Origin of the sequence: Roseburia sp. AM59-24XD, from assembly GCF_003478445.1 — a bacterium.
Taxonomy (GTDB): domain Bacteria; phylum Bacillota; class Clostridia; order Lachnospirales; family Lachnospiraceae; genus Jutongia.
In genome coordinates, this window is sequence record NZ_QUET01000034.1 from 1 (window position 1) to 26127 (window position 26127).

Sequence of the window (26127 nt, forward strand, 5' to 3'; positions counted from 1 at the left end):
TTGCAGCTGCCGGTGCCGGTGTCGATGCCGTCTGCAGTGTTGCAGCTGCCGGTGCTGATGCCGATGCTACCTGCGGTTTTGCAGCTGCCGGTGCTGATGCCGGTGCTGCCTGCGGTGTTGAGGCTGCCTGCGGCTGTTTGCTCCGCTGTACCTGTGGCTGCTTTGCTACGGATGTCGGTGTTGAGGCTGGGCTCTTCTGTGCCTGTACCGTTGCAGACTTCGGTACTACCCGTGCATTTGCACTCGACTGTACCTGTCCTGATGTCGGTGCTATCCGTGCTGTCATCGTCATCTGCGGGGCTGTCTGCGGCTTTATGCTCTTCCGGGGCTGTACCATTGCAGCAACATCTGCCTGCGGTGTCACCTGCTTTTTCGGTGCAGCTGTCACCGGTGCTTTCGCACTCTGCTGTGCCTGTATCTGTGATGCCGTCACTGACGGTGTTGGTGCTGTCTGACGCTGTGTTGTCTGCGGCTTTATACTCTGCTGCGCCTGCATCTGCGACGCTGCCTTTTTCCCCTCTAATCTTGCCCTGATCTCCTCCGCAAATGCAAGACTGTCTTCGACTAATTTCTCGTCGTACATAACTGTTCCCCCTACAAAAGCAATTTACTGCTCCGGCTGTTCCAGACTGATCGCACCAAGACGACCATTGCGAAAATCATCTATCACATAATTTGCTGCCTTATCCAAGTCATACTCACCGCCTGCTTTCAGACATCCTCTACGCTTTGCAACACGTTCCAAAAGAACAACCTCACTATCATCTGCCTCAATCTGATATGCCTTCGGAACCGCCTCCGGATAATGCTCCTGCAGATACTTCATTAACAGAAGGCACAGCTCATACTGATTGGACAGCTCGTCCTTAATAGAACCGATAAATGCTAATCGAAGTCCCACCGTCTGATCCTCAAACTTCGGCCATAAAATACCCGGTGTGTCTAAAAGCTCCACGTTCTTATTCAGGCGAATCCACTGCTTTCCCTTGGTCACGCCAGGTTTATTACCGGTCTTCGTGCACGCCTTTCCGGCAAAGCTGTTGATGAAGGTCGACTTTCCGACATTCGGAATACCAACGATCATCGCCCGGATCGGACGGTTTAAAATGCCTCTGCGCCGGTCTCTCTCAATCTTCTCTTTACACGCACTCTGGATCACTTCGTTGACCTGCTTTACGCCCTTTCCCTGCTTGGAATTAACCAAAGCCACAAAGAAGCCCTTTTTCTCGTAATATTTCTTCCACTGTGCCGTCACTGCCGCATCTGCCAGATCGCATTTGTTCAGCAGGATGATCCTGGATTTGCCATTGGCCATGGGATCAATATCCGGATTCTTACTGCTAAGTGGTACTCTGGCGTCCACCAGCTCGATGATCACATTGATCAGCTTGAGATCCTCCTGCATGGCACGCTTTGCCTTCGACATATGTCCCGGATACCACTGAAATTCCATACTTTTTACCTGCACCTTTCTGACATCTGCCACGCAATCAGGCAGATTACTATAATATTATAAAATATAATGCCTCGGATTGCATCATATAATAAGATCAAAATATCACAGCCCGCCCATGACACCCTGATCACTGTAAATCACTGCTTGTATCTTCCTTCCGGAAGTTATTGATCATCCCCACAAACGTAAACGAATTCATACGGATCCATGCCTTTCCAACAATGGACTTGCGGGAAATATTGCCGACTGCGGCATTCCGGCTGTCCTCACACTCATTCCGGTTATCTCCCAGCACAAAATACTCATTCTTGTCCAACGTGACGACGTCCTCAGCCAACCCTCCGTTATCCATCAAAGGATACGAAAGCTTTTCTTTGAGCTTTTTGTCATTAATATAGACTTGTCCTTCCTTGATCTGCACCCGCTCTCCGGGCAGACCGATCACACGCTCCAATGAAAAATAACTGTGTTCCGAACCGGTTTGTCTCACAACGATCACATCATTGCGGTGAATCTTATGAAAACGATAGGACAGCTTATTGATCAGTACACAGTCCCCCGACTTCAAGGTTGGACTCATATATTCTCCGGATACCGTCATCTTCTCAAGCCCGTATCTGGTAATCGTAAACGCAAGAAAAACAACGATCACAGCCTCAACAAGCGTGATCAGAAGCTTTAATATAAACTGCTTGGAAAACCGACGTTCCTCAAGATCAAAATCATACTTCATGTTAATCCATTCCTGTCTCTATATTTTTCAAAATGCCCAGAGCATTCTTCGGAATAAATATCTCAAAATGTTCCTTACAAAACTGCTCTGCATACAACTGCACAGAATACTCCTCCGGACTCACATAATCCCTCAATGCATTGCACAGAACCATATACTCCTGCAGATTCATTCTTCCCTTTTTGACGACAAGATAATAATGATCATTATCCGGATCAAAATACACGGAACTGCTCACCGGCTTTGACATGTTAAGTGCTCCCGCAAGCTTCTCCAACGGACGCAGAGACTCAAACCGGAGTACCCGCGGTGCCGTAAGCAGCTTCGTATTCGTCTTTCTCTGTCCACGCTCCCCGGCATATGTATCGTCTGCATCTGTATACTTCGCTCCTTGCTCCGTATCCTCTGCATTCTCGATATTCGCTGCCATCTCCATGGCTGCCTCCCCTTCTTGCTCCATCAGCTGATCTGCTGCCTCCGGACCAAGGATCGAAGCGAGTTGTTGGTGAATATTTTGCAACATATTCTGAAAACCGTCTGCGCTGTTATCTCTCTCAGACAATGTGATCACGATGCCGTTATCCGGCAGCTTCATGATCTGCATGGAGACCATCCCGCTGTGCGCCTCATAACCGATCTCTTCCTCGGCACGCTCCACCAGATGTTCCAGAAACTCCCTTGCCTTTTCCTGATTGGAAAAGAAATCTTCTATGCGAAAACCGTATGCACTCATTTCTTCCTCGGATAAAATGCACTGTACGGTATTTTTATCAACTGCGAAAATCCATGTACATTCCTCCTATCTTTACGATAAGTCCGTCATATAATCGAGTATACAACGATCCATCCTTATCTTAATGCACAGACCATCATCTGTCAAATCCTCCGCATCAAAAATCACAAAGATTCATACTTGCAAAACGACTGCAGCATTATTCTTACAGAAAAAATGCGAAGCTTGCCAGTACCACAACGCCGAGTACGATACGATACCAGCCAAACACTTTAAAGTCATGTTTCTTAATATAACCCATCAGAAACCGTATCACAACAACGGATACAAGAAATGCAGCGATCATGCCGACTGCAAGCACACCTGCCTCCAAAGCGGTAAAGTGAAATCCAAATTTTAACAGCTTGATCAGACTTGCACCAAACATAACCGGGATTGCAAGATAAAATGTAAACTCTGCCGCAATCTGTCTGGAAAGTCCGAGAATCAGTCCTCCTATGATCGTTGCCCCCGAGCGGGACGTTCCCGGAAATACGGCTGCGATCAACTGAAATACACCGATCAGAAACGCAGTCTGATATGTAATATCTGCGATGGAAGTAATCTTTGCAGTTCTCTTTTTATTCCAGTCCTCCACGATAATGAAAAGAATACCGACAACGATCAGCATGATCGATACTGTCTTATAGTTGTAGAACAACGCCTCAAGATAGTCACCTGCCGCCAGCTCAATGATCACTGCCGGAACGCATGCTACAACGATCTTTAACCACATAACAAAGATATTTTCCTTGATCCATCCCGGAAGTACCTTATTGCTTCCATCGTACTTTGCCCCACTCTGAAACGGCCATATCTGATCCCAGAATAATAATACTACAGCAAGAATCGCACCAAGCTGTATCACAACCAGATACATTTCCTTAAAAGCCGCCGACATATTAAGCTGTACAAACTCATCAAACAGGATCATATGACCGGTACTGCTGACCGGAAGCCATTCCGTAATTCCCTCTACAATTCCAAATAATAGTGATTTTAATATCTCTAACATGTTTCCTCCATCCCGCGCCCTTAACGGACACTCATTATATTGGCAGACTGCACCACTGCTCTCCCGGCATGCCTGTCGCGTATGCACAATTATATCATGCTATACATAAATACTACTATACTATACCGAAATATGCCTTAAAGCACAAGTCAAAAGAGTTTAACTTTATCTAAACTTTACATAATGATTTCCCGTTTCCTGTAAAAAAAGCAAAAAAAAAATATCCCGCAGAGAAAATCTCCACGGGATACTCATTTCACATTCTATGTGAAAGAAGGATTTTTTACAACGTTAATTATTTCACTACCTTCTTCAGCTCCTCTGTGAGCTTAGGAACAATCTTGTTCAGATCGCCAACAATACCGTAGTCTGCTACATCGAAGATTGGAGCAGAATCATCTTTGTTGATTGCGATGATGATGTCAGACTCTTCCATACCTGCTGTATGCTGGATTGCACCGGAAATACCGATTGCAAAGTATACGTTAGGACGAACGGTCTTACCTGTCTGACCTACCTGGAGCTCTTTTGGAAGCCAGCCGTTATCAACTACGGCACGTGAGCAGCTCACGGTACCACCGATAACATCTGCCAGATCCTGAAGAAGCTTGAAGTTCTCTGCGCTTCCAACACCACGGCCACCGGATACGAGGATCTTTGCATCCATGATATCTACAGTATCAGAAAGCTCTTTGACAACGTCAAGGATCTCAACATACTTGTTGTCCGGAGTAAATCCAGGATTGTACTCGATCACCTCAGCCTTAGCTCCGGCAATCGGATCGATCTTCTGCATAACACCTGGACGAACGGTAGCCATCTGAGGACGGTTATCCGGACATGCGATTGTAGCGATAGTGTTACCACCGAATGCAGGACGAGTCATAAGAAGCTGATTGTGCTTCTGCTCCTGTCCCGGAATTGCATTCAGAGGGAAATCACCGATCTCAAGTACAGTACAGTCTGCAGTCAGACCGGTTGCTACTCGTGCAGATACGCGAGGTCCAAGGTCACGACCGATTGCTGTAGCACCAACCAGAACGATCTCAGGCTTGTACTCATTGATTACTGATGCTAATGCATGTGCATATGGCTCTGTTCTGTATTCCTTCAGCTCAGGATCGTCAACAACGATAACCTTATCAGCACCATACTCTGCTAACTGATCTACGAGACCCTTAACATCAGAACCGATCAGAACGGCTGTAACATCTGTGTTCAGAGGAGCAGCGAGCTCCTTTGCTTTTCCAAGCAGCTCAAATGCGATGCTGCTCAGCTCATTGTCTACCTGCTGTGCAAAGACATAGACACCCTTATATTCTTCTAAATTCATTATTGTCACCACTTTTCCTTATTTTGATTAGATTACATGCTTCTCTTTTAACTTACTCATGATGTATGTTACTGCCTCATCCGGAGAATCTGGAGTAACTACCTCGCCAGCACCCTTCTTAACCTTATCGGATGCCTTTGCAATCTTTGTAGGAGAACCCTTCAGACCAAGGTTAGAATCATCTACATCCTTAAGATCTGCTCTGCCCCAGACTGTAATCTCCTTCTCATATGCATCGAAGATTCCACCCGGAGTCATGTAACGAGGCTCGTTTAACTCAGAAAGAGCAGTGATCAGACATGGCATTTTGGCTTTCAGTACATGATATCTGTCATCGAACTGACGCTCAACTACAACGCTGTCACCCTCGATCTTGATGTTCTTAGCGTAAGAGATAACAGGAAGATCCAGATGCTCAGAAATCTGAGGACCAACCTGAGCTGTATCACCATCGATAGCCTGACGGCCTGTGATGATCAAATCATAATCAATATTTCTCAAAGCACCGGCAATTGTTGTAGAGGTTGCCCATGTATCAGCACCACCGAGCACACGATCTGTTACAAGGATACCCTTGTCAGCACCCATAGCAAGTGCTTCACGGAGAACTTCCTCTGCCTTTGGAAGACCCATTGTAAGAACGGTTACTTCCACATTGTCTTTGCCCATATCGTCTTTAATTCTGAGTGCTGCTTCCAAACCAGCTTTGTCGTCCGGGTTCATGATGGCAAGCATAGCACCTCTGTCCAGAGTACCGTCCGGATTGAACTTAACTCCGCCCTTTGTATCTGGAACCTGCTTAATACAAACTACTATTTTCACAGCTTTGTCACTCCTTGTCTTTTATTTTTATTCAGTGAATCCATTGTTTCTATTAACGGAGAAGAGCACCAGAGATAACCATACGCTGAACCTCTGAAGTTCCCTCGTAGATCTCTGTGATCTTTGCATCACGCATCATACGCTCAACATCGTACTCTCTGATATATCCATAACCACCAAACAACTGAACACACTTGGTAGTAACCTCCATTGCAACCTCAGCAGCATAAAGCTTAGCCATAGCTGCCTCAACAGAGTAAGAAACCTTTGCACCATTTGCAAATTCCTGTTTCTTAAGAGCTGCCTTGTATACAAGAGCCTTAGCAGCCTCAATCTTTGTAGCCATATTTGCAAGCTGGAACTGTGTATTCTGCTGAGCAGAAATAGCACGTCCAAACTGCTTTCTCTCTTTGGTGTACTCAATTGTCTTCTCCAGAGCACCCTCAGCAAGACCAAGAGCCTGTGAAGCGATACCGATACGTCCACCATCCAGAGTATGCATAGCGATTGGGAATCCCTTACCGCGGACACCTAACAGGTTCTCCTTTGGAATACGGCAATCCTCGAAGATCAACTCGTATGTAGATGATCCACGGATACCCATCTTCTTCTCCTTTGTACCGAAGGAGAAGCCCGGAGTTCCTTTCTCTACGATAAATGCGGAGAAGTTCTTTTTCTTTCTGCCGCGCTTGTCCTCTGTAATATCAGTAACAGCGATGATGATGTAAACATCAGCGACCTTACCGTTTGTGATGAAACACTTGGAACCGTTCAGCACCCACTCGTCTCCATCGAGAACAGCCTTTGTCTGTGCACCCTGTGCATCTGTACCGGCACCCGGCTCAGTAAGACCAAATGCACCAAGCTTCTCACCATTACAGAGAGGAGGAAGGAATTTCTCTTTCTGCTCCTTTGTTCCGTATGTGAGGATCGGATCTACACAAAGGGATGTATGTGCAGATACGATAACGCCTGTTGTACCACAAACCTTAGACAGTTCCTCTACACACATAATATATGTCAGAATATCAGCGCCCTGTCCGCCGAACTCCTTTGGTACCGGAATTCCAAGGAATCCGTTCTTTCCCATCTTATCAACTGTAACCTGTGGGAATACCTCAGTCTCATCAGTTTCCTGTGCCAGAGGCTTTACTTCATTTTCAGCGAAATCCTTAAAAAGCTGTCTCGCCATCTCATGCTGTTTACTTAATGTAAAATCCATGATTTGCTTTACCACCTTTCCTAAATTTAATTCTTATTTAATTACTGAGCATCAACCGGAGTCTTTGTACGGTCAGCATTGTAAACATAGAAACCTTTTCCGCTCTTAGCACCGAGGTTTCCACCACGAACCATCTTACGGAGAAGTGGGCATGCACGATACTTGCTGTCGCCTGTCTCATTGTAAAGTACATCCATGATAGCAAGGCAGATATCAAGACCGATGAAATCACCTAACTCAAGAGGTCCCATTGGATGATTTGCACCAAGCTTCATAGCAGCATCGATACCAGCGATATCAGAAACACCTTCCATCTTGATGAATGCAGCTTCGTTGATCATAGGGATCAGGATACGGTTTACTACGAAGCCGGCAGCCTCATTTACCTGTACAGGAGTCTTTCCGATCTCCTCAGAAATCTTCTTGATCGCATCTACAGTCTCTGCAGGAGTATTCACACCAGCGATAACCTCGATAAGCTCATACGGTCAGCAGGATTGAAGAAATGCATACCTACCATTGGACGGGTAAGACCATTTCCGATTTCTGTGATAGAAAGGCTTGATGTATTAGAAGCGAAGATACACTCCGGCTTAGCAATCTTGTCAAGCTCTGCGAATGTTGTCTTCTTAACGTTGATATCCTCAAAAGCTGCCTCAACGATCAGATCACAGTCCTTGCAAAGATCTTCCTTTAAGCCCGGTGTGATTCTGCCAAGGATTGCATCTACTGCATCCTGTGTCAGCTTGCCCTTCTGAACAAGTCTGTCATAACCCTTAGCGATCTTCTCTTTACCGCCTTCAGCCCACTCCTGCTTGATATCGCAGAGTGCTACCTCATAGCCTTCATTCTGAGCAAATGCCTTAGCAATGCCCTGTCCCATAGTACCAGCACCAATAACGCCTACTTTCATTGTCTATAACCTCCATTTTTATATTTGGAGAAACGGACATAACGTCCATTCCTCCACTGTATGATAATCCCTACGGATTAAACTAACAATTCTTGAATGGTACAACCTTTACCTTCTGATCCTTTGGTGCAAGGAAGTTACCCATTCCAGCCTTCTGATCCTCTGTCTCGAAGCAGTCACCGAAAAGCTTCTCCTCGACCACGATTGCCTGATCGATATCTACCTGAAGACCATCGTTGATCGCCTTCTTGCAGTTGCGGACAGCGATCGGAGCGTTCTTTGCGATGGTAGATGCCATCTTCTTTGCCTGCTCCATCAGCTCCTCCTGTGGATAAACTGCATTTACAAGACCGATTCTGTATGCCTCGTCAGCCTTGATATTGCGTGCAGTATAGATCAACTGCTTAGCCATACCTACACCAACAGTTCTTGCCAACCTCTGTGTACCACCGAAACCAGGTGTGATACCAAGACCAGCCTCAGGCTGACCAAACATTGCATTCTCAGAGCAGATACGGATATCGCAGCTCATAGAGATCTCGCAGCCGCCACCAAGAGCGAAGCCATTTACTGCAGCGATCACAGGGATTGGAAGAGTCTCAAGCTTGCGGAATACATCGTTTCCTTTCTTACCGAAAGCCTCTCCCTCTGCCTTTGTCAGTGTGCTCATCTCTCCGATATCAGCACCTGCAACAAAAGACTTGTCTCCTGCGCCTGTCAGGATCACGCATCTTACAGTATCCAGATCGATCGCATCCAGTGTCTGATCCAGTTCATCAAGAACCTGGCTGTTCAGAGCATTGAGTGCCTTTGGACGATTGATCGTGATGGTTGCAACAGCACCATCTACTTCATATAAAATGAAATCCATAGTAGTGTATCTCCTTTTTAATTATTTGTAAGCTTCAACGATTGTAGAGCAGCCCATTCCACCACCGATACAAAGAGTAGCAAGACCTCTGTTTGCTCCCTCTTTCTGCATCTCATGAAGAAGTGTAACAAGGATACGGCATCCGGAAGCTCCAACAGGATGTCCAAGTGCGATAGCACCACCGTTTTTGTTTACCTTAGACATATCGAAGTTTAAGTCTCTTGCAACTGCTACAGACTGTGCTGCAAATGCCTCGTTTGCCTCGATAAGATCAATGTCATCAATTGTAAAACCTGTCTTAGCAAGAACTTTCTTTGTAGAAGCAACAGGACCAACACCCATGATCTCAGGACGAACACCGCCAAGTGCTCCGGCTACGAATGTAGCCATAGGCTTAACACCAAGCTCTTTTGCTTTCTCTTCTGTCATAACTACAACAGCTGCTGCACCATCATTGATACCTGATGCGTTACCGGCTGTAACAACACCGCCCTCTTTACCGGAGCAGCATTTCAGCTTGGAAAGGCCCTCTGCTGTTGTGCCTGGACGTGGTCCCTCATCCTTAGAGAAAATGATCGGCTCTTTTGTCTTGCGATCAACACCGGTCTGTACAGGAACGATCTCATCATCAAACTTGCCTGCTGCGATAGCTGCCTCGCACTTCTGCTGGCTGTTTGCTGCGAACTCATCGAGCTCTTCGCGGGTAAGACCCCACTCATCAGCAACGTTCTCTGCTGTGATCATCATATGATACTGATTAAATGCATCCCAGAGTGCATCGTTTACCATTGTATCAACGAGCTTACCATTGTTCATACGGTATCCGTAACGACCCTGCATCATTGCGTAAGGAGCCATAGACATATTCTCCATACCACCTGCAACAACGATATCAGCATCGCCTGCTTCGATCATCTGAGCAGCCATGTTGACACAATTCAGACCGGAACCACATACTACGTTAACTGTTACAGCAGGTGTCTCAACAGGGAGACCAGCTTTGATAGATGCCTGACGTGCTACGTTCTGTCCGAGACCTGCCTGAATTACGCAGCCCATGTATACATGATCTACCTGATCAGCCGGTACACCGGCTCTGTTCAGAGCTTCCTTGATAACTACAGAACCTAATACAGGAGCCGGAGTCTTGCTGAGTCCTCCACCCATCTTTCCGATAGCGGTACGACAAGCGCCTGCTAAAACAATTTTCTTTGCCATAATAAAAAATCCTCCTTCTATTTTCTTATACAGCCACTCCTGCATAGCAGGTTGTGAAAAATGACGAAAAATGTATGTACTATTTTTATCGTTATTAACCACATTAGTGACCTAACTACTCTCAATGATATATCAAACTTCCAAAAATGGCAAGCCTTTTTCCCATATTACCGTGCAAACCGCACAAATAGGGCTGCCGCCCTGCCACCTCTTTTCCAAACTGCCAGTCCCTGCTGATTTGCCCCCTGCTGATTGCATGTATTTAACATTTGCGCGCCGTATCAAAAAGTGGTATTCTATACCTATATGTGTAGAAAGTGCAGAGCAAATGAAAAGTTTTCTCATAAGACTGCTCTTCCCACAGGTGATCTTATACGATCTACCGAGAAATCAAATGTGATGATGCTTCATCACAGAATGGAGGAAATCATGGATTACAAGGAAATGTATTCGAAAAAACTCGTCAGTGCAGACGATGCCGTCCGCGAGATCAAATCCGGTGACTGGGTTGATTACGGCTGGGCTGCAACAACTGTTATCGATCTTGATAAGGCACTGGCAAAGCGTATGCCGGAATTGACCGGTGTTAATATCCGGGGTGGAATTTTAATGAAAGAGCCTGAGATCTTTAAAATCGAGGATCCTGCCGCTCATTTTGCATGGAACTCATGGCACATGGGAGGTATCGAGCGTAAGGCGATCGCCAAGGGCTTCAGCTTCTATGCTCCGATCCGTTATTCCGAGCTTCCAAGATATTACCGCGAATCACAGACACCGCCTGATGTTGCTATGCTTCAGGTTGCTCCAATGGACGAACACGGCTATTTCAACCTTGGACCAAGTCCTTCTCATGCAATGGCATGCATCCGTTCTGCCAAGAAGGTTATCGTCGAGGTAAACCAGAACATGCCTGTCTGCCTGGGCGGCTTTGATAACTGTGTCAGCATCAAGGATGTCGATCTCATCGTAGAAGGCTCCAACACAGAGCTTTATGAGCTGGGTGGCGGCGGAGCTGCTACTGATATCGACCACGCTGTCGCAAAATATATCGTTGATCAGATCCTGACGGAGCCTGCCTCCAGCTTGGTATCGGCGGTATGCCAAACGCAGTAGGTTCCCTGATCGCCGAGTCTGACCTGAAGGATCTTGGTGTACATACCGAGATGTATGTCGATGCATTTGTTGACATTGCCAAGGCAGGTAAGATCACCGGTATGAGAAAGAATATCGATAAGGGGCGTCAGGTATACGGCTTCGCTGCAGGAACCAAGAAGCTTTATGATTACCTGAACAACAATCCGGAATGTATGGCTGCTCCTGTTGAGTACACCAATGATATCCGTTCGATCTCTTCTCTGGATAATTTCATGTCCATCAACAATGCCGTTGATATTGATCTGTTCGGTCAGGTTAATGCAGAGTCAGCAGGTATCAAGCACATTAGCGGTGCCGGTGGACAGCTCGACTTCGTTCTGGGCGCTTATCTTTCCAACGGCGGCAAGAGCTTTATCTGTATGTCTTCTACTTTTAAGACAAAGGATGGCACTGTAACATCACGTATCAAGCCAACCTTAAGCAACGGCTCCATCGTTACGGATACCAGAGCAAACATCCACTACTTCGTTACAGAGTATGGCATTGTCAATCTGAAGGGTCTTTCAACCTGGCAGAAGGCAGAGGCTCTGATCTCCGTTGCACATCCTGATTTCCGTGATCAGCTGATCGCAGAGGCAGATAAGCTTCATATCTGGAGAAACAGCAACAAACGATAAATCAAGTTTCTTTATCTTATTATAATACGACGCCGGAAGATGCTTTCCTGCTTCTTTCCGGCAAGCAAAAAAGCTATGAGTCTCAATGCTCATAGCTTTTTAATATATCGGAAAATATTCTTAACGTAGTGCGATTCCTCCGAGAATTGCTTCGCAATTTCCAGAGGGCAAAACGTCGGTTCCACCCTTTATGATAGATAGGACTAACAAACTCATTTCTATGTCATTCTATTAACCCTCCAGCTTACGGTCAGTCTTTTCCTGGAACTTCTTGCTCTCAATGATAAAACGCTCATGCGTTCCCTTTCCGATCAATCCCTTTGCATCATAAGCTTCCACGGAAAATACAAGCTTTCTTCCCTCAATAGCAACAAGCTGCTGTCGCAGGTGATCTTCATTCCAATCGGCGAAGAAGCAACATGCTCAATCTCCACCTTCGTGCCAACTGTGCCACAGCCCTCGTTCAGCTTGTCTGCCACGCTCATAAATGCAGTCTTCTCCATTAAAGCGAGCATTGCAGGTGTTGCAAATACATCCATCACTCCGCTTCCCATTGTCTTTGCCGTATACCGGTCTGTTACAACCATTTCCTGATGTCCCTTGATTCCTACTTCTAACATATTCTTAACCTCATCTTTCTATTTCGTAAAAGCGTCAACTGTCTCTGGCATTCATCGCAGCCCACAGTTTCCTATTATCTGTTCAGAGCATTTCATACAACTCCTGATTCCGCAGCTCAGACCTTCTCCACTTCCGGAAATAACTCCTGAAAATACGGAAGATCGCATATCCAGTTACAGAAGGTATGCCATTCCTGAAGCTTATGTCCTCTGCGGGCACGATACATCGCAATCGCATTCTCATAGGACATCGTGCAGGTTCTCATCTGATGATAACTCTCCGGCAGAAGCTGGATCATACTGTACCAGAGCGCCTTATCCTTCGTTTCCATATATTTCTGACGAATCTGCTCCAGACATTCGATCATCTGATCCATCTGTGCCTCTGCCTCCGGGACCATGTGATCCATACTAAAATCCTCGCGTTCAAACGGCTTGCTGTGGATCTTATGCATGGTGCTGGTAGAATTGGCTACAGTGCCTACCTTATAGGTGTCGTACTCCTTCCACCAGTAGATTGGGGCTGTGATATCCACCGTGATAAATATCTGACGGATAAATTTGCGATGATCATTGCCCGCCTGGCACAAACGCTTGGCAAGCTGCAGATCATTCTCTCCAAACACAAACTCTCCCTGCTCATTGATATGACTGTCACCTCTCGCCCAGCTGTTTAACGGGTTTCTGGCACCTCGCATGGCATTTTCCATGTTCATCACTGATGTTCTTTCCAATGTTATCATTTTCTCTCTCCTTTATTATTCTACAGGATCCTCGTCAAACTCAACAATGACGTAATATCCGCGCTCTGTCTTCTCGACATCCTTAACCACGCCGTCCAGTGTCTTAAGACGTTGCGGAAGCTTGTAGCATCCGGACATGGCAACCGCCGGATTAATGATATAACTATAGTTGAGTGCCGTTTTCTTCTCAGTAACATTCACTGCATCTCCGGGCTTTACAAGACCCGGACGCTCCATCTTAAAACGCATCTCCCTCATCCTGTCCCGCTCCTTTCTTAACAATAATAACCGCCGCCAAAGCATAGATTGCAAAACATATCTCCAATGCAAAGATACAGGCACAGATCCGAGCTGCAACCAAAGGACGGCTGATAATCACGCTGCATTCCCTGATACCATGTTCCTCCGGACTCAAGCATGCGGACAAGCTGCTGGTACTGCTGATTGTATGGCTCCTGCATGACTGCCTGCCTTGCGTATTCTAATGCCATCAGATTATTACCAAGTCCCATATTGGCAACCGCGCTCAGATAATACCATTGACCGGTTCTCTCCTGCATCTGGTTCAACACATTGATCGCATCATTGTAATAATGATTCTGAATATAAATCGCGGCAGACTTCAGATGCATCACATATTCCTCACTCTGCCCTTCTGCACGAAAGCCTCCGTCGAATCCCTGAAATCCACCATAGCCGCCATAACCGCTGTAGCCCCGGGAACCGCCGCTCTGTGCGCCCCCGTGCTCACGTTCATTAATGATCTGCTGATACGCCTGCTGCAGCTCCTTGAACTTCTCCTCCGCCTCTTCCTTATGTGGATTATTAATATTGGCATCCGGATGATACTTCCGGCTCAGTGTACGATATGCTTTTTTAATCTCGCTGTCAGAGGCATCTCTGGAAACCCCTAAGACCTGATACGGATCTGTCATCCTTTCTCGCTCCATTTCTCCTGATTCGTTCTGTCTGTATGCCGGTCAAATTTCGTCCATACGCCGGAATACAGTATGTTCCTCATGATCTCCACATCCTCCACCAGCGGAAGACGTTCAAAATGATAGCATACCCGTGAGATCATCTGCGTCAATATCTCCCGGACGTTCTGTGTCTGCTGCTTACTCCGAAGCACTTTCTGATCCGGTAAATTAAGTAGCAGCGGATTATAGCTGCCTTCCTTTTCATCGTCCTCCAGATCATCCCAGGCATCCAGAAGATAAATAAACTTTCCAAGATAAAAGCCCAGATAATACAAATCCTCTCTCCACATATCCTGCTCCACGGTAAAGATCTCCCCGCAGATCCTGCCAAAGATCCCGGACACTCTGTCAAGGTTTGTCTCACCCGCCTCTTCTGCCTCAGAAAGCTCCTCAAGACAGCTTCGTACTGTCTCTGCCTTGTCCGGGTACTCGGCTGAAACTCTCCTGCCGGCATGCTTCAGTCCAAGTCCGTATCCGCCCCGCAGCAGATTACGGTCATCCTTCCAGTCATCAACACATTTATAATAGGTCAACAGGATGTTCATCGCCGCCGCATATCCAACATAAACCGTATCATACTTGCGTCTTCTGTGCAAGGGATGCGCCAGACAATTACTCTCGCTGACCGTCTTGTTCGGCTCATACAGGGAAGATAACAAAAGTGCCAGAAATGTCATATCATAATTGAGTGATATCCTGCCAAGAATGCCATGATCCTTCTGCAGTCTTTGGCAGAGTCCGCAGTACCATGCCCGGTACTCCTCCAGCTCTCTGACCTTCAATTCTCCCTGATTGGGAATGACGTAACCAAACATCCGATCTCCCTCTAGCTCTTCTTGATAAATTCCGTCTTACACATCGGGCAGGTGATGGCAATCTTGCCCTTCCCCTTCGGCACACGGATACTTTGTCCGCAGTTCGGGCAACGGAAGATACGATGTGTCTTTCTCTGCTGCATATTGTTCCGCTCGCGGCTGAAAAAACACTTTACGCGATTGTGATGTCTTAAATACCACTCATTCTCCCGATACCGCTGATAATGATTCCTTGAAAATGTACGGTAATACGAATAGATCAAAATAATCACGACAAGCACACTGACAATCAGCTTAAAAACATCATGCCGGATAAATAACTGAATAAACATCAATAGAAACGCTAATGTTACCAAAAAATGTGAAAAGTGGTCTACTCCATAACGTCCCTGCATAAACCGGCGAAACCAATCCCGCATACGGCACCTCCATATCAACAAATCACTTATGTCCGGCAATCGAAGAATGATCCGCCGACACACAATTCAACTTCTTCTTTAATCATACTAGCAAACAGGCAAAATGCAATGAATGAAAAACAAAATATTTCTAAAACTTCTATAAACACCGCGTTCTCCGTTTTTGGGTACAAAAAAAGCACGAGACGGGATTCGAACCCGCGACCCTCGCCTTGGCAAGGCGATACTCCACCACTGAGCCACTCGTGCATTTCGCTTTCCGACAACCGCTTGTCTCAAGCACAAGTAGTATTCTATCGGAAAGCGTGTGATTTGTCAACCACTTTTTTTTATTTTTTTTATTTTTGCATCATTTTACTTGAAATATGACACACCAGACTCGAAAATATGCTGATTCTGGTTTCCATAAATATTGACAGCGACACCTTCTCCGATACGCTCAGAGTGCGCCATCTTACCAAGAACACGTCCATCCGGACTTGTGATACCCTCAATTGCTGCATAAGAGCCGTTCGGATTGAACTCCTCGTCCATCGTCGGATTGCCCTGAAGATCAACATAGCGTGTTGCCACCTGACCGTTGGCAAAGAGATCCCTGATCACATTCTCAGGTGCAACAAAACGTCCCTCACCGTGAGAAGCAGGAATTGCATACACACCACCAAGTTCTGCACGCATCAGCCATGGAGACTTGTTGGTAACTACCTTTGTGTAAACAGACTTGGAGATATGACGTCCAATGCTGTTGGTTGTCAATGTCGGAGCATCTGCCGTCTGAGGCTTGATCTCACCATATGGCACAAGACCGAGCTTGATCAGTGCCTGGAATCCGTTACAAATACCAAGAGCAAGACCGTCTCTCTGCTGAAGCAGATCATGAACAGCATCCATGATCTTCGGATTACGAAAGATAGATGCGATAAACTTCGCAGAACCATCCGGCTCATCACCGGCACTGAATCCACCGGAGAACATCAGGATCTGGCTCTCTCGGATCGCTTTCTCGAAAGCGTTGACAGATTCCACGATCTGGCTCTCTGTCATATTCTTAAATACAAGCGTCTCAACCTCTGCTCCTGCCTGTTCAAACGCCTTTGTTGTATCGTACTCACAGTTTGTGCCAGGGAATACAGGAATAAATACCTTTGGCTTTGCCAGCTTTCTCTGTGCGGTATATACCTGCTTTGCATCATAAAGCGTATCTTCTAATACCTTCTGCTCAACGCCGGATCTGGTTGGGAATACCTCTTCCAGACGACCGGTCCAAGCCTCATATGCCTCCTTCATGTAGATAGAGGTTGTGCCTGCTACGAAGTTAGGCTGCTCGGTTACAGTTCCGATCTGCTTGCCGGCAATCTTTAATTCCGCAAAATCCTCCGGAGTCATTTCAACAATAATAGAACCGTAATCCTTTGCAAAAAGCTCATCAATGGATAAGCTGTCATTCATTGTCACACCAAGCTCATTACCGAATGCCATCTTGCTGACAGCCTCGCAGATACCGCCAAAACCAACCGCATATGCAGAAGCAATCTTCTTTCGGTGGATCAGCTCTGTGATTGCTGCATACAGGGACATAAGCTGTGAATATACAGGAAGGTCATACTCGTCCTTCTCAATATCAAACTTAACAAGCACATTGCCCGGCTGCTTCAGTTCAGGACTAACGACATCCTGAAGCGTTGCAACATCTACTGCGAACGAACAGAGTGTCGGAGGTACATCAATATCGTTGAAGGAACCGGACATACTGTCCTTACCTCCGATTGACGGAAGGCCTAACTTCATCTGTGCATCGTAGGCACCAAGCAGGGCTGCCATCGGCTCACCCCAGCGCTTCGGATCCGTGCCAAGACGTCTGAAATACTCCTGGAAAGTAAAACGTATCTTGCTGTAATCACCGCCGGCAGCAACAATCTTTGCCACGGAGGAGATCACTGCGTAAACGGCTCCATGATATGGGCTCCAGCTTGTCAGATATGGATCCATGCCATAACTCATCATTGTAACGGTATCACACTTGCCCTCCAGTACCGGAAGCTTTGCGATCATTGTCTGGATCGGTGTATGCTGTGTCTTTCCGCCATACGGCATTGTCACGGTAGAAGCACCGATGGAGCTGTCGAACATCTCCACAAGACCCTTCTGGGAGCATACATTCAAATCACGCAGTGTATCTAACCATGCACGTTTCAGATCGTGTGCATCTTTCTTCTCTTTGAAATAATTCTTATCCTGATCCGGCATTGTTACTTCAACGTCCGTCTCCTGATGTGCACCGTTGGTATCTAAGAATGCTCTGGAGATATCAACGATCGTCTTTCCTCTCCACTTCAGGACAAGTCGCGGACTCTCGGTAACCTCAGCGACAACAACAGCCTCTAAGTTTTCCTCAGCCGCAAAGCCAAGCATCCTGTCAACGTCAGCCTTTGCAACAACAACCGCCATACGCTCCTGGGACTCAGAGATTGCCAGCTCTGTGCCGTCAAGACCTGCGTATTTCTTAGGTACTTTATCCAGATTTACCTCAAGACCATCTGCCAGCTCTCCGATTGCTACGGATACTCCACCGGCACCAAAGTCATTACACTTCTTGATAATGGAGCTGACCTCCTCACGGCGGAACAGACGTTGGATCTTACGCTCCGTCGGTGCATTACCCTTCTGAACCTCAGCACCGCAGACATCAATGGACTTAGTTGTGTGAGCCTTGGAAGAACCGGTTGCTCCACCGATACCATCTCGACCGGTACGTCCACCAAGAAGAATGATGATATCGCCCGGATCACTGTTCTCACGGATTACATTACGTCTTGGAGCAGCCCCCATAACAGCACCGATCTCCATACGCTTTGCCACATAATTTGGATGATAAACCTCATTGACAAGTCCTGTTGCCAGTCCGATCTGGTTACCATATGAGCTATAGCCATGTGCAGCTCCTGTAGTGATCTTACGCTGTGGAAGCTTGCCCGGAAGTGTATCTTTCATAGATACAGTCGGATCAGCAGCTCCGGTCACACGCATCGCCTGATATACATAACCTCTTCCTGACAACGGATCACGGATCGCTCCGCCAAGACAGGTTGCAGCACCACCGAACGGCTCGATCTCGGTCGGATGGTTATGTGTCTCATTCTTGAAGAATACAAGCCACTCCTCTTCCTTTCCATCAATCTCAACCGGAACAACAATGGAGCATGCATTGATCTCATCGGACTCCTCCATATCATCCAGTTTGCCGGCTTTCTTGAGCTGACGCATTGCGAGAAGTGCAATATCCATCAGAGAAACAAACTTGTCGTCTCTTCCGGCAAACATCTCCTTATGTGCTGCATAATATTCCTGATAAGTCTCCTCGATCGGCTTCTTGTAATAACCCTCATCAAAAGAAACATTCTTAAGCTCTGTAAGAAATGTGGTATGACGGCAGTGGTCAGACCAATATGTATCCAGAACACGGATCTCTGTCACGGAAGGATCTCTTTTCTCCTCCCCTGCAAAATACTTCTGGATATGAAGGAAATCCTTGAATGTCATTGCCAGATTCAGAGAATCATACAGTTTCTTAAGCTCATCCTCCGGCATGCTCTGGAATCCGTCAAAAATTGCAACATCTGCCGGCTCATCAAACTTCTGTACCAGTGTCTCCGGCTTCTTTTCGTTGGTCTCTCTGGAATCCACCGGATTGATACAGTATTCCTTGATCCGCCTGCGATCCTCTTCGTTGATCTCTCCCTCAAATACATAAGTTGTTGCAGACCGGATCACCGGATCCTCCTTTTCATTCAGGAGCTTCACACACTGTTCCGCGGAATCCGCTCTCTGGTCAAACTGTCCCGGAAGATATTCCACCGAAAAGCAGAATGCATCCGGATCCATTGTAAAGCTTTCCTCGTAGCAGTTATCTACCGGCGGCTCTGAAAATACCGTCATCAGTGCCTGCTTGTAAGTGGCATCGCTGAGATTCTCCACATCGTAACGGATCAGCACTCTGACATCACGCAGTGCGGTAATCCCGAGATACTGTCTCACTTCCTCCTTCAGTTCTTTTGCGCGAACTGCATAAGGAGCCTTTTTCTCCACGTAAATTCTTTTTACCTGTCCCATTTTTTCCTCCTGTTTCTGATCAGTGCCGTAATGGATGTTTTGTCAACCGGTATCCTACTTACCTGAAGTTGCATCAGAAGAATCCTGATTCATCTTCTCTAAATCTGCTGCTGTAACAATGTCAGTTGTAACAGTACCAATCTTGACATCATCCCATACATCTGTAGTCTCTGATACCTTATAATTCTCGAGAACGCCCTGATACCACTTGTCATATGCTTCATTCTGTGCAGTCTGGATCGCTGAATCACATGCATCCTTGTAGCTGTCCTGAGAATTATTGTTAATCATTTTTACGAAAAGAACATGACCTGATTTCTCGTCCTTGATGATATCTGAAATCTCGTTGTTCTTCATTTCCTTGATCTGTTTCAGAAGCTTCTTGTCTGTAACCATGCTCCATCCGTCCTTCTCCGTGAAGCTTGTATCAGAGAAATCGATATCAGACTTGCTGTCATCTTCCAGAAGCTTTTTGAAGTCCTTGGCATCGGCTGACTTTTCATATAATGCCTTCAACTCCTTCTCCAGCTTTGCAAGCTTACTGTCAGAGAGCTTCTCTGCCTTTCCGTTGGAATCTGTCGCAGAGGTAGAATATGCATAGCACTGTACCTTGTACTCTCTGTAATCCTTCTTGGTAATATCCTTGATTGCTGCTTTCTCATCAACGGTCTTATCTAATTCCTTTGTCTGGTCGTTCTTATAATTATCTGCAAGCTTACGCTTCTCAAAACGCTTTGTCAGCTTGCTCTTGGAAATATTCAGACGAAGCTTCTGTGTAAAGGAAAGACCCTTAAGTGCCTTGGAAACCTCTTTCTGGACTTCCTTCTTGTCATCTGCACTTAACTTGTAGCCTGCCTTCTTTGCCTCAGAATAAAGAATCTGATACTCTGTCTCCGCATCGATGATCTCCTGCTTTAAACCGGCTGAGTTTGTAGCCAGAGAAGAATCTACATTTCTATCGCTTCCCATGTAGTTGTTGTCCCAGATGGACTTTCCTGTATACATCTGATACATCTCGTCATATGGCAGATATGCGCTCTCACGCTCATAGATCGGGTACATCAGATCATCCATCGTCAGCTTTGTGTTATTGATAGTAAGAACTACCTTCGGCTGGAACTGCTGAATACCAACACCGATACACAGTACAAGTACAATGATCACACAGACTGCACCGATGATGATCTTCTTGACATCACTGACGCCGCCACCGGACAATCTCTTATTCCCTTTTGCTGCAGATACGTTAGAAGATACATTATTGTCCTTCTCGTTGTTCTGCTTGTTCATGATTTTTTTTGATGAATTCATGTTTACTCCTCCACTCGGTAATTATCACGTTCAAAAATAAAACGCTACTTTCTATTCTACCGAAAATATATAAGAAGTCAAGAAATTATTCCGAATTCACAAGATTGTCACAGGAGTAAAACAGAAAATATTTTTAACGGATAAAATACGAATAAAACCAATGAAATCAAAAAAAGAAACCGATCCGGTTTCTCAAATAGGAGTTTTATATAAGAAAGAATGCGGAAGAAGGGACTTGAACCCTCACTCGGAAATCCGAACTAGAACCTGAATCTAGCCTGTCTGCCAATTCCAGCACTTCCGCATATCCGCTCGCAAGCTTTTCTCGCGAGCACGATTAGTATATTACCATCTTTATTTGGTATTGTCAACTGTTATTTTCAAAAATATCCAAAAATACTCAGGATTGTGCAAAGGAGATCAGTAAAAGCTCGACACCAAGCTGGTCTCCGATACTGCCCCGCTTAAACTGATACTCCGTTTCGATACAGGCATCCAGCATTCGTCGAAGCTTCTCCCCGGAAAAGCGGTGGCACTGAGACTGATACTTACCGACTGCAAACGGCGGCACTCCTGCTCTCTTTGCCATCTCAGACTTATCGTATCTGCCGGACATCGCCTTTACCTGAAGCAGCACATTAAAATGTCTGGTCAGAAGATACAGCATCGACATCGGGCTTTCCCGCAGTGTCAGAAGATCATGATACAGACGCAGAGTCTCCCCCTGATTGCCGGAGGCAACGGCATCCATCATCTGGAAGATCCTGCCGGTCACCTGCACACTGCACACCGCATCAATATCGTCTCTGACGATCTCCTCCCGTCCCTCTGTGTAGGAGATCAGCTTATCGAGCTCATTTTTCACATTGGTCATGGAATTTTCCACCTGCTCCAGAAAATAGGAGGCGGTGCTTTCTAACATTTTCCTGCCGTTCTGTTTCAGGATCACAGCCACCCATGCCTTCAGTTCCCGTTCCGTCATAGTGGTCATTTCGACTGCAACACCGTTTTTATTGACGTACTTATATAATTTATTGCGCTTGTCTACTTCCTTCTCCACGAAAACAATGACCGTGGTATCCGGCATCTGCGGAAGATAATCTGCCATTTCCGAAGCGTTCTTAAACATCCGGCTGTTCTCCACCACGATAATACGGTGGTCACTAAAAAAGGGAAGGGTATTGGCCGCTTCCCGAAGCGTTGGAAAATCGATGTCTTTCCCCTCAAAATAAGAATAATTCATCTCATCCCCATCCCCAAGGACTGCTTTCTTGAGCCTGTCGCGGTACATCCGCTTCAGATAATCCTCTTCTCCGTATAAAAGATAAACCGGATGAAATGTCTGATTCTTCAGATCTTCCTTCAACTGCTTCATGAAAATGACCTATGCCTTTCCCACAACGGTCGTTCTATTTATGTGCGTTCATATATGACGTAAAGCCTTCTGCCATGTCCGCCTTTCCTGTAAAGCCAAGACTCTGTAAGGTCTTATCAAGTGCTGCCAGCGTTACAGTCATATCTGCTTCATTGGCATTGTTGCCATATGTCCGATACGGATCACCTTGCCCGCCAGCACATCAAAGCAGCCGGCGATCATAATATGATGCTCTTTTACCATTGTGTCTAAAATATCCTGTGCCTTCATTCCCTCCGGAACATAAAATACGGTTACGGAAGAAGCGAAACCACTTTCAAGATACAACGTAAGACCTGCATCTGTCAATGCTTTTCTTGTTGCAGCGGCAATCACCGCATGACGCTTCAGATGCTCCGGATCAGAAGCAACATTTTCCAGTGCCTGACGCAATCCCATAATATCGCTGACCGGCATCGTATATGGAAACCACTGATCCTCATAATATGTCTCAAAGGTCAGAAGATTCGCATAGAAGGAACGGATTGGTTCCTTTCTCTGATGCATTGCCGCGAAAGCATCCTCGCTGACTGCTACCAGAGTAAGTCCCGGCGGTGCTGAGAGTGCCTTCTGGGAACCGCCGCAGACAATATCAATCTGCGCCCTGTCCACATCAAGTTCATCCGCAAACATGCCTGTCACGGAATCAACCACAGTTAAAATGCCATATTCCTTTAGGATCGGACACAATGCTTCCACCGGATTTAACAAACCGCTCGGCGTATCGCTGTGCACAAGCGTTGCATACTTAAACGCATGATCCTTTTCCAGATAATCCCGAAGCACTTCCGGCGCAAGCGGATTATGATAATCAAGCGACCATGTCACAGGATCTCCCTGATACATTGAAACAAAATCTGCAAAGCCTTTTCCGAAAATACCGTTGTCAATGACAAGCACACGATCCCCCGGCTCGGTCAGGGAAGCACAGGCTGCCTCCAGTCCAAGGATTCCCTCGCCGCCAAGGATAAAGCATGCGTTCTTTGTATGGATCAGTTTGCCAAACAAATGACAGGTATCTCTGTAAAAATCATAAAATGCCGGATCCAGATCGGGATTGGTCGTACGAAGACTTCTTGCACGGTACACATTATCGGCGACCTGTGTCGGTCCCGGTGTCATGATCTTAATGTCTGTATTATTCAATACGTCCATTTATTCCATCTCCTCTCAAACTCTTCCTTACCGGTATTAGTTATGAAGCACTTTCTGAAGTACCAGGATAACAGGTACTGCGATCACACCTGCAACAAAGATCTGAACAAGATTGCCGGGAATAGAAGTAACCGGTGCTACAAGGCTTCCGTAAAGGAAAATCTCTGCAATATAATATCCGACCACCTTGATAAGTGCCGCTACAAATACAGCCAGAACAAGGCGTCCCTTTCCTGCCTTCTTGCCGGCAACGACTGCAAATGCAAATCCGATGAGCCCGCAGATTACAAAGGTAAACGGTGCCCAGGATACCCATCCGGATGTCAGATCAAATAACCCCATACCAAATGCTCCTGCAAGCGCTCCCGTTCTCTTTCCGTAAAGTGCTGCCGCAACAAAAAGCGGAATATTACCAAGATGGATCAGACCGCCATTGGCCGCCAGAAACGGAATACGCACATTGATAAATGCGGTTGCCACATATGTCAGCGCAATAAATAATGCTGCCATTGTGATCTCGATTGTCTTGCTGTGGGAAAATCCAGCCTGTACTGCTTCTGCACCTGATAAGGTTTCTGTGTTCTTAGTCATAGTAATTGTCCTTCTTTCGTGATGTATTATTTGCCGGTTCTCGTTGAGACCTGCAACTTGTATTATCATAAAAAAAAAACTGACAGTATGAAAACTGCCAGTTTTTATATTTTTTATGGTGCCAGATTGTTTTAGAATAAGCCGGTGATCACACCATCCTCATTCACATTGATGCCCTCTGCCGCCGGATGCTTTGGGAGACCGGGCATTGTCATAACGGTTCCGGTGATCGCAACCACAAAGCCTGCACCCGCAGATACATAAACCTCACGGATGTTGATCGGGAAATCCTTTGGACATCCGAGAAGCTTCGGATCATCCGATAAAGAATACTGGTTCTTTGCCATACATACCGGAAGCTCACCATAGCCAAGCTTCTCCAGACGTGCAATCGCCTGTGCAGCAGCCGGTGCATAGCTGACACTTCCTGCTCCGTAGATTTCCTTTGCGATCGTCTCGATCTTATCTTTGATCGGCAGCTTTATATCGTAAAGAGGTGCAAACTTGCTTTCCTTATTCTCAAGTGTATTTAATACCTTCTCGGCCAGAGCGATTCCTCCCTCACCGCCGTGCTCCCATACCTCGGAGAGCGCAAAATCACAGCCGCGCTCCTCACAGAACTTCTTGACAAAGTCAAGCTCTGCATCCGTATCTGTCACGAAACGGTTCAATGTAACAACACATGGCACGCCGAATTTGGCAACATTCTCAATATGCTTCTCCAGATTGACGATTCCCCTCTTAAGAGCCTCCAGATTCTCGGCACTTAAGTCCTCCTTTGCAACACCGCCGTTATATTTCAGTGCACGTACTGTTGCTACCAGTACAACCGCATCCGGCTTTAAGCCTGCCATACGGCACTTGATATCCATAAACTTCTCTGCACCGAGATCAGCACCAAAGCCTGCCTCCGTAATGCAGTAATCCGCAATCTTTAAGCCGGTCTTCGTTGCGCGGACACTGTTACAGCCGTGCGCAATATTAGCAAAAGGACCTCCGTGTACCAATGCCGGTGTATGCTCAACAGTCTGAATGATATTCGGCTTGATCGCATCCTTTAACAGAGCAGCCATAGAACCGACTGCCTGCAGATCCTTTGCAAAAACAGGCTCTCCATCATAATTGTAAGCAACAATGATGCGTCCCAGTCTTTCCTTCAGATCCTTCATATTATCTGCCAAACAAAGGATTGCCATGATCTCGGAAGCAACAGAAATAATGAAATGATCCTCGCGGACAACGCCATCCACCGGTCTTCCAAGACCGACAACGATGTTTCGCAGAACACGATCATTCATATCCATACATCTCTTCCATACGATCTGATTTGTATCAATGCGGAGCGCATTTCCCTGCTTGATATGGTTGTCAAGCATAGCCGCTAACAGATTGTTGGCAGAGGTGATCGCATGAAAATCACCTGTAAAATGGAGATTTAAATCCTCCATCGGTACAACCTGGGCATAGCCGCCGCCTGCAGCACCGCCCTTGATACCAAAGCAAGGTCCGAGCGAAGGCTCACGAAGTGCGATAACTGCCTTTTTGCCAAGCTTTGCAAATGCCTGACCAAGACCTACAGTTGTGGTTGTCTTTCCCTCTCCTGCAGGAGTCGGATTGATCGCCGTCACCAGGATCAGCTTTCCATCCGGCTTATCCTTCACACAATCCCACAGCTCATCCGTAAGCTTTGCCTTGTACTTCCCGTAAAATTCAAGGTCATCTGCCGAAATATCGAGCTGTGCTGCGACATTCTGAATCGGTTCCATCACGGTTTCCTGTGCAATCTCAATATCTGTCTTCATAAAAATCCTCCATTCGTAAGTCATATAACATATGTTAATC

Annotated in this window: 22 protein-coding genes, 2 tRNA genes and 2 pseudogenes; 1 reads left to right on the forward strand and 25 read right to left on the reverse strand. The window is 46.3% G+C overall.

From position 1 onward, the window contains the following. The 11 genes and pseudogenes from DXA20_RS13860 to DXA20_RS13910 form a co-directional block, all read right to left on the reverse strand. The coding region (locus DXA20_RS13860; RefSeq protein ID WP_199877091.1) for a hypothetical protein at positions 1 to 583 on the reverse strand (583 nt) is incomplete at its 3' end. A 24-nt stretch (positions 584 to 607) separates the two neighbouring features. Beyond that, complete coding sequence (gene ylqF / locus DXA20_RS13865; protein WP_022305072.1) at positions 608 to 1453, reverse strand: ribosome biogenesis GTPase YlqF; 846 nt, start codon at positions 1451 to 1453, stop codon at positions 608 to 610. 130 nt (positions 1454 to 1583) lie between these two features. Continuing rightward, a complete protein-coding gene (gene lepB, locus DXA20_RS13870; protein ID WP_022305073.1) occupies positions 1584 to 2189 on the reverse strand; it encodes a signal peptidase I in 606 nt (201 codons plus the stop codon). A gap of 1 nt (position 2190) precedes the next feature. After that, positions 2191 to 2973: an adaptor protein MecA gene (locus DXA20_RS13875; RefSeq protein WP_279222384.1), complete on the reverse strand. Its 783-nt coding sequence runs from the start codon at positions 2971 to 2973 to the stop codon at positions 2191 to 2193. Between the two features lie 154 nt (positions 2974 to 3127). Continuing rightward, positions 3128 to 3976 carry an undecaprenyl-diphosphate phosphatase gene (locus DXA20_RS13880; protein ID WP_118561593.1) on the reverse strand — a complete coding sequence of 283 codons (849 nt, stop codon included), beginning with the start codon at positions 3974 to 3976 and terminating at the stop codon, positions 3128 to 3130. Between the two features lie 295 nt (positions 3977 to 4271). Continuing rightward, positions 4272 to 5309, reverse strand: a complete 1038-nt coding sequence (locus DXA20_RS13885; protein ID WP_022306387.1) for an electron transfer flavoprotein subunit alpha/FixB family protein — start codon at positions 5307 to 5309, stop codon at positions 4272 to 4274. Between the two features lie 27 nt (positions 5310 to 5336). Then, positions 5337 to 6131 (reverse strand): electron transfer flavoprotein subunit beta/FixA family protein, encoded by a 795-nt coding sequence (locus DXA20_RS13890; protein ID WP_022306388.1) that lies wholly within the window; start codon positions 6129 to 6131, stop codon positions 5337 to 5339. Between the two features lie 52 nt (positions 6132 to 6183). Beyond that, the gene (locus DXA20_RS13895; RefSeq protein WP_022306389.1) at positions 6184 to 7353 is read right to left on the reverse strand and encodes an acyl-CoA dehydrogenase; all 1170 of its coding nucleotides are present in this window, start codon (positions 7351 to 7353) and stop codon (positions 6184 to 6186) included. A gap of 41 nt (positions 7354 to 7394) precedes the next feature. Continuing rightward, positions 7395 to 8266: pseudogene (locus DXA20_RS18495) on the reverse strand (3-hydroxyacyl-CoA dehydrogenase family protein). A gap of 82 nt (positions 8267 to 8348) precedes the next feature. Continuing rightward, positions 8349 to 9137 carry an enoyl-CoA hydratase-related protein gene (locus DXA20_RS13905; RefSeq protein ID WP_118561595.1) on the reverse strand — a complete coding sequence of 263 codons (789 nt, stop codon included), beginning with the start codon at positions 9135 to 9137 and terminating at the stop codon, positions 8349 to 8351. A 21-nt stretch (positions 9138 to 9158) separates the two neighbouring features. Next, on the reverse strand, positions 9159 to 10355 hold the full coding sequence (locus DXA20_RS13910) for an acetyl-CoA C-acetyltransferase (RefSeq protein ID WP_118561597.1): 1197 nt from the start codon (positions 10353 to 10355) through the stop codon (positions 9159 to 9161). Between the two features lie 429 nt (positions 10356 to 10784). Between DXA20_RS13910 and DXA20_RS18500 the strand changes: the two are divergent. After that, positions 10785 to 12127: pseudogene (locus tag DXA20_RS18500) on the forward strand (butyryl-CoA:acetate CoA-transferase). A gap of 311 nt (positions 12128 to 12438) precedes the next feature. Here DXA20_RS18500 and DXA20_RS13920 read toward each other — a convergent pair. The 14 genes from DXA20_RS13920 to DXA20_RS13985 all read right to left on the reverse strand — a co-directional run bounded on the left by DXA20_RS13920 (position 12439) and on the right by DXA20_RS13985 (position 26087). Then, a complete protein-coding gene (locus DXA20_RS13920; protein WP_330420995.1) occupies positions 12439 to 12747 on the reverse strand; it encodes a thioesterase, FlK family in 309 nt (102 codons plus the stop codon). Positions 12748 to 12863: 116 nt separating this feature from the next. Next, entirely contained in the window at positions 12864 to 13490 is a 627-nt protein-coding gene (locus DXA20_RS13925; RefSeq protein WP_022306395.1) for a hypothetical protein, read from the reverse strand. Between the two features lie 15 nt (positions 13491 to 13505). Next, complete coding sequence (locus DXA20_RS13930; RefSeq protein ID WP_118561598.1) at positions 13506 to 13748, reverse strand: hypothetical protein; 243 nt, start codon at positions 13746 to 13748, stop codon at positions 13506 to 13508. 17 nt (positions 13749 to 13765) lie between these two features. Then, positions 13766 to 14425: a J domain-containing protein gene (locus DXA20_RS13935; RefSeq protein ID WP_022306397.1), complete on the reverse strand. Its 660-nt coding sequence runs from the start codon at positions 14423 to 14425 to the stop codon at positions 13766 to 13768. Further along, positions 14422 to 15285, reverse strand: coding sequence for a DUF5685 family protein (locus tag DXA20_RS13940; RefSeq protein ID WP_118561600.1), 864 nt, complete (start codon positions 15283 to 15285; stop codon positions 14422 to 14424). The genes DXA20_RS13935 and DXA20_RS13940 overlap by 4 nt, the downstream gene beginning before the upstream one ends. An 11-nt stretch (positions 15286 to 15296) precedes the next feature. Next, positions 15297 to 15704: a hypothetical protein gene (locus tag DXA20_RS13945; protein WP_022306399.1), complete on the reverse strand. Its 408-nt coding sequence runs from the start codon at positions 15702 to 15704 to the stop codon at positions 15297 to 15299. A 177-nt stretch (positions 15705 to 15881) separates the two neighbouring features. Beyond that, positions 15882 to 15953: transfer RNA gene (locus DXA20_RS13950), tRNA-Gly, on the reverse strand. A gap of 105 nt (positions 15954 to 16058) precedes the next feature. Next, positions 16059 to 19814, reverse strand: coding sequence for a phosphoribosylformylglycinamidine synthase (locus DXA20_RS13955; protein WP_118561602.1), 3756 nt, complete (start codon positions 19812 to 19814; stop codon positions 16059 to 16061). 54 nt (positions 19815 to 19868) lie between these two features. Further along, positions 19869 to 21125 (reverse strand): hypothetical protein, encoded by a 1257-nt coding sequence (locus DXA20_RS13960; RefSeq protein ID WP_118561604.1) that lies wholly within the window; start codon positions 21123 to 21125, stop codon positions 19869 to 19871. A 220-nt stretch (positions 21126 to 21345) separates the two neighbouring features. Beyond that, positions 21346 to 21429: transfer RNA gene (locus tag DXA20_RS13965), tRNA-Leu, on the reverse strand. A 96-nt stretch (positions 21430 to 21525) separates the two neighbouring features. After that, a complete protein-coding gene (holA, locus tag DXA20_RS13970) occupies positions 21526 to 22500 on the reverse strand; it encodes a DNA polymerase III subunit delta (protein ID WP_118561606.1) in 975 nt (324 codons plus the stop codon). A gap of 138 nt (positions 22501 to 22638) precedes the next feature. After that, complete coding sequence (locus DXA20_RS13975) at positions 22639 to 23694, reverse strand: pyridoxal-phosphate-dependent aminotransferase family protein (RefSeq protein WP_330420997.1); 1056 nt, start codon at positions 23692 to 23694, stop codon at positions 22639 to 22641. A 36-nt stretch (positions 23695 to 23730) separates the two neighbouring features. Next, positions 23731 to 24285, reverse strand: coding sequence for an ECF transporter S component (locus DXA20_RS13980; RefSeq protein WP_022306404.1), 555 nt, complete (start codon positions 24283 to 24285; stop codon positions 23731 to 23733). Between the two features lie 131 nt (positions 24286 to 24416). After that, positions 24417 to 26087, reverse strand: a complete 1671-nt coding sequence (locus DXA20_RS13985; RefSeq protein ID WP_118561608.1) for a formate--tetrahydrofolate ligase — start codon at positions 26085 to 26087, stop codon at positions 24417 to 24419. Positions 26088 to 26127 lie beyond the last annotated feature (40 nt).